The sequence below is a fragment of the Streptomyces sp. NPDC060194 genome (genome assembly GCF_042728285.1).
GTDB lineage: Bacteria > Actinomycetota > Actinomycetes > Streptomycetales > Streptomycetaceae > Streptomyces.
In genome coordinates, this window is record NZ_JBHWZH010000238.1 from 1 (window position 1) to 5193 (window position 5193).

The 5193-nt window shown below is 69.8% G+C and carries 3 protein-coding genes; all 3 read left to right on the forward strand.

The window, feature by feature from the left end; translation table 11 throughout:
* Positions 1-79: 79 nt before the first annotated feature.
* A complete protein-coding gene (locus ACFWEG_RS28135) occupies positions 80-1582 on the forward strand; it encodes an amino acid permease (RefSeq protein WP_387220693.1) in 1503 nt (500 codons plus the stop codon).
* A 258-nt stretch (positions 1583-1840) separates the two neighbouring features.
* Complete coding sequence (locus tag ACFWEG_RS28140; RefSeq protein WP_387220695.1) at positions 1841-3112, forward strand: nucleotide sugar dehydrogenase; 1272 nt, start codon at positions 1841-1843, stop codon at positions 3110-3112.
* A complete protein-coding gene (locus tag ACFWEG_RS28145; RefSeq protein ID WP_387220697.1) occupies positions 3109-5148 on the forward strand; it encodes a glycosyltransferase in 2040 nt (679 codons plus the stop codon). The genes ACFWEG_RS28140 and ACFWEG_RS28145 overlap by 4 nt, the downstream gene beginning before the upstream one ends.
* Positions 5149-5193: the final 45 nt, after the last annotated feature.

A 5193-nucleotide genomic window follows, 5' to 3' on the forward strand; every position in this document is an offset into this window, starting at 1 on the left:
GGCGGTCACCCTCTACGGGTGATCCGCCCGGCCCTCGTCCGTGGCCGGGGGAGTTTCCGTCCCCTACGGAGGTGCGCGGGTGAGAAGCAGCAGCGGAGTGTTCCGCACCAAGAGCATCGAGCAGTCGATCAAGGACACCGAGGAGCCGGAGCACCGGCTCAAGAAGTCGCTCTCCGCCCTCGACCTCACCGTCTTCGGCGTCGGGGTCATCATCGGCTCCGGCATCTTCGTCCTCACCGGCACCGCCGCCAAGGACTACGCCGGGCCCGCCGTCACCATCTCGTTCATCGTCGCCGGCATCGTCTGCGCCCTCGCGGCCCTGTGCTACGCCGAGTTCGCCTCCACCGTCCCCGTCGCCGGCTCCGCCTACACCTTCTCCTACGCCTCCCTCGGCGAGCTGCCCGCCTGGATCATCGGCTGGGACCTGGTGCTCGAACTCGCCCTGGGCGCCGCCACGGTGGCCGTCGGCTGGTCGGGCTACGCCCAGTCGCTCCTCGACACCTGGGGCATCCCGCTGCCCGCGGCCCTCCAGGGCCCCGGCGGCGACGGCGGCGGCTTCAGCTTCAACATCGCCGCGTTCCTGCTGATCTGCGTCGTCACCGCGATCCTGGTGATCGGCATGAAGCTCTCCGCCTACGTCACCTCCGTCGTCGTGGCGATCAAGGTCTTCGTGGTGCTGATCGTCATCGCGGTGGGCGCGTTCTTCATCAAGGGTTCGAACTACGACCCGTTCGTCCCCGAAGCGAAGAGCCCGGAGGGCGGATCGGGCCTCGACGCGACCCTGCTGGAGGGCATCTTCGGCTACACCCCGACCGTCTACGGGGTGATGGGCATCTTCACCGCCGCGGCCGTCGTCTTCTTCGCCTACATCGGCTTCGACGTCGTCGCCACCGCCGCCGAGGAGACCGTCGACCCGAAGCGGGACGTCCCGCGCGGCATCCTCGGCTCGCTTGCGATCTGCACGACCCTCTACGTGGCCGTCGCGCTCGTGGTCACCGGCATGCAGAAGTACAGCGAGCTGTCCTCCGACGCCCCGCTCGCCGACGCCTTCAAGGCGGTCGACCAGCCCTTCTGGGCCGGGCTGATCAGCTTCGGCGCGATCGTCGGGCTGACCACCGTCTGCATGATCCTGCTGCTCGGCCAGAGCCGGGTCTTCTTCGCGATGAGCCGCGACGGCCTGCTGCCGCGGGTCTTCTCCGAGGTCCACCCGCGCTTCCGTACCCCCTACCGCTCCACGATCATCCTCGGGCTGGCCTCGGCGCTGCTCGCGGGCTTCGTCTCGCTGGACGAGCTGGCCACGCTGGTCAACATCGGCACCCTGTTCGCCTTCGTCGTCGTCTCCCTCGGCGTGATCATCCTGCGCCGCACCCGCCCCGACCTGCCCCGCGGGTTCCGGGCCCCGTTCGTGCCGGTGCTGCCGGTGGTCTCGGTCGCCGCCTCGGTCTGGCTCATGCTCAACCTGTCGGTCGAGACCTGGCTGCGGTTCGCGATCTGGATGGCCCTCGGCATCGTCATCTACGCCGTATACGGCCGCAAGCACAGCCGGCTCGGCGCCGGGCAGCTCCCCGAGCAGCGCACCTGAGCCGCCGTCGCCTCCCCGGCGGCCGGTGGTCCTCCCGCCGGCGCCGGGGAACGCAGACCACGGGGATGACGGCTGAGACGATCGAGACCCGCGAACGGTTGCACGCCTGAGCCGTGAGATGTTCCATGGTTCGCTGATGTGTGCGAGGCATGAACATACTGTTAGCCTTTCCGCTCTTGCCCATAGCCGGGCAACCCATGTGCAGCCTCCGCACCGGCTGCCCCTTGAGGCGGCGGAAAAGGGACAGGGAACATCTTCGTGAGCAGAGCCACCACTGTGGATCTTGTCGTCGTCGGCCTCGGATACGTGGGCCTTCCGCTCGCCCGGTCCGCCTCCGCGGCGGGGCTCAAGGTCGTAGGTCTCGACCGCAGCCGCCGGGTCATCGACGGTCTGCAGGGTGGCCGTTCGCACGTCGACGACATCAGCGACGCCGAAGTGGCCGCGATGCGGGAGCAGGGCTTCGAGGCCACGGACGACGCCTCCGTCATCGGACAGGCGGGCGCGGTCGTCATCTGCGTCCCCACCCCGCTGACCGACCACGGCGCCCCCGACCTCGGCGCGGTGCACGGCGCCGTCGCCGACATAGCCACCCACCTGCAGGCGGGCACGCTGGTCGTCCTGGAGTCGACCACCTACCCCGGCACCACCGACGAGGTGGTCCGCCCCCGCCTGGAGGCCGGCGGCCTGACGGTGGGCCGCGACTTCCACCTCGCCTTCTCCCCGGAGCGCATCGACCCCGGCAACCCGGAGTTCGGCCTGGAGAACACCCCCAAGGTCGTCGGCGGCGTCACCCCGGACTGCACCAAGGCCGCACGCGCCCTCTACGAGCGCTTCGTGCACCGCGTGGTGGAGGCCAAGGGCACCCGCGAGGCCGAGATGGCCAAGCTCCTGGAGAACACCTACCGGCACGTCAACATCGCGCTCGTCAACGAGATGTCGATGTTCTGCCGCGAGATCGACGTCGACCTCTGGGACGCCATCCGCTGCGCCGCCACCAAGCCCTTCGGCTTCGCGCCCTTCTACCCGGGCCCGGGCGTCGGCGGCCACTGCATCCCGATCGACCCCAACTACCTGTCGTACAAGGTGCGTTCGCTCGGCATTCCGTTCCGGTTCGTCGAGCTGGCGCAGGAGATCAACCAGCGGATGCCCACCCACGTGGTGAACCGGGCCGCGGAGATCCTCAACGACCACGGCAAGGCCGTCCGCGGCTCGCGCGTGCTGCTCCTCGGGGTCACCTACAAGCCCGACATCTCCGACCAGCGCGAGAGCCCGGCCCTCGACGTCGCCGAGCACCTGCGCAAGCGCGGCGCCGAACTGGTCTACTTCGACCCCCGCGTCGAGGACTGGACCGTCGACGGGGCCTCGGTCGAGCGCACCGAGGACTACCTGGCCGAGGCCGCCGCCGCGGACCTCACCATCCTGCTCCAGCCGCACGCCGAGCTCGAACTGGAGCAGCTCGCCGAGAGCGCCCGCGCGCTGTTCGACACCCGCGGCAAGACCGCCGACCATCCCAAGGTGGTCAAGCTGTGACACAGCAGGACACCTACGCCCCAGCCGCCGAAGAGGCCGGCCGCGGCCGCCGCAAGCGCCGGCAGCTCAAGGTCTCCTACTTCGTCTTCCTCGGCCTCGCCTTCCTCGTCGCCACCCGGCTGGACGCGGGCTCGCTGCATCTGTACTCCATCGGTGCGATGGGCCTGCTCTCCCTGAAGATGATCGGCGCGCTGTTCTACCGCCCGGCCAAGGCGGGCCGCGAGGAGCTCGAGTACATCGAGAACTCCTGGGTCACCGCGGTCATCCCGATCTACAACGAGGACCCGGTCACCTTCGAGCAGGGCCTGCGCAGCCTCCTCGCGCAGAGCCGGCTGCCGAACGAGATCCACATCATCGACGACGCCAGCGCCGACCCCGGCGGCATCAGGATGGCCCGCCGGCTGGCCAAGGAGTTCGAGGCCAAGGGCGTCAAGTACCTGGTCAGCGTGCAGAAGGAGAACAAGGGCAAGCGCGAGGCGCTCGCGCTCGGCTTCGAGGCCGCCCCGTACACCGACATCTTCCTCTGCGTCGACTCCGACACGATCCTGTCCCGGGACACCGTCCGCGAGCTGCTCATCCCGCTCGCCGACGAGGAGATCATGGCGTCGACGGGCATGGTGCTCGCGCTCAACCACGACACCAACATCTTCACCCGCCTCCAGGACCTGCGGTACGGCAACTCGTTCCTCTTTGAACGGGCCGCCTACTCACGCCTGAAGTCCGTCCTGTGCTGCTGCGGGGCGCTGTCCGCCTACCGCGGCACCCTGGTCCGCAAGTACCTGCCGGACTTCCTCAACCAGCAGTTCCTCGGCAAGCCGGCCGTCTTCGGCGACGACCGCCGGATGACGAACTACTGCCTGATCGAGGGCAAGGTCGTCTTCCAGGAGACCGCCGTCGGCTACACCGCGGTCCCGGAGAAGATCCCGCACTTCCTGCGCCAGCAGGTCCGCTGGAACAAGTCCTTCTTCCGCGAGTCGCTGTGGGCCTTCCGCAACCAGCCCAAGTCCCGCCCGGCCTTCTGGCTGACGGTCATGGAGCTGACGCTGTGGCTGGTCTTCGGCTCCGCGATGTTCTACTCCATGGTCATCCTGCCGATCATCAAGCCGGAGCAGTTCCTGAACCACATCGGGGACTACGCGATCTTCATGGTGATCATGGGGTATCTGCGCAACGTGCGGTACCTGGACTTCCCCCGCCGCGGGATGGGCTTCGTCAAGCGCTTCGGGATGTTCCTCCTGGCCCCGATCTACGGCCTCATCCAGCTCACCCTGCTGACCCCGCTGCGCTTCTACGCGCTGTTCACGCTCCACAGCGGAAGCTGGGGCACCCGGCAGGGCGGGGTCGAGGTCTCGATGGCCGGCGGCGAGGAGGAGCTCGCCTCCGTCTGGGAGGAGGAGGACCCCTACTCCGACCCCGAGGCCGGCAACACGCTGCAGCTGATGCGGCTGCAGAGCTCGGCCCTCGCGAAGACGATGCCGCCCCGGCAGAACTTCACCCCAAACCCGAACCCGCTGCCGCCCGGCCACCCCGGCAACGGCCCGCTGCCCGGCCAGGGCGGCGCGCCCGTCCCGCAGCAGCGGGTCGCCTGGGGCGCCCCGCAGCCCGGCCAGGGCCCGCAGCAGCCGGCCGCCCCCGCCGCCCCGCAGCCGGCCTACGGCCAGGGCGCCCCGCAGCAGCCGGCCTACGGCCAGCAGCAGTGGGCGGGCGGCCAGCAGCCGCGCCGGCCCGCGCCGCAGCAGGCGCAGTACCCGTACCAGCAGCAGCCGCAGCAGGCGCAGTACCCGAACCCGCAGCAGCCGCAGCAGCAGTACCCCCAGCAGTACCCGAACCCGCAGTACCAGCAGCCGCGGCAGCCCAGCCCCCAGCAGCACGACCCGCAGTACGGCAGGCCGCCGCAGCAGTACCCGGATCCGCAGCAGCAGCACCAGCAGCCGCGGATCCCGCAGCAGCCGCGCCCGGCCGGTCAGTACGACCAGCAGCAGGAGTACGACCACGACCCCGCCTGGCAGCAGGGCCAGGGCGGCCGCGGCCGCTGACGGACCCGACACGAGAGGCGGCCCCCGTACGGATCATCCGTACGG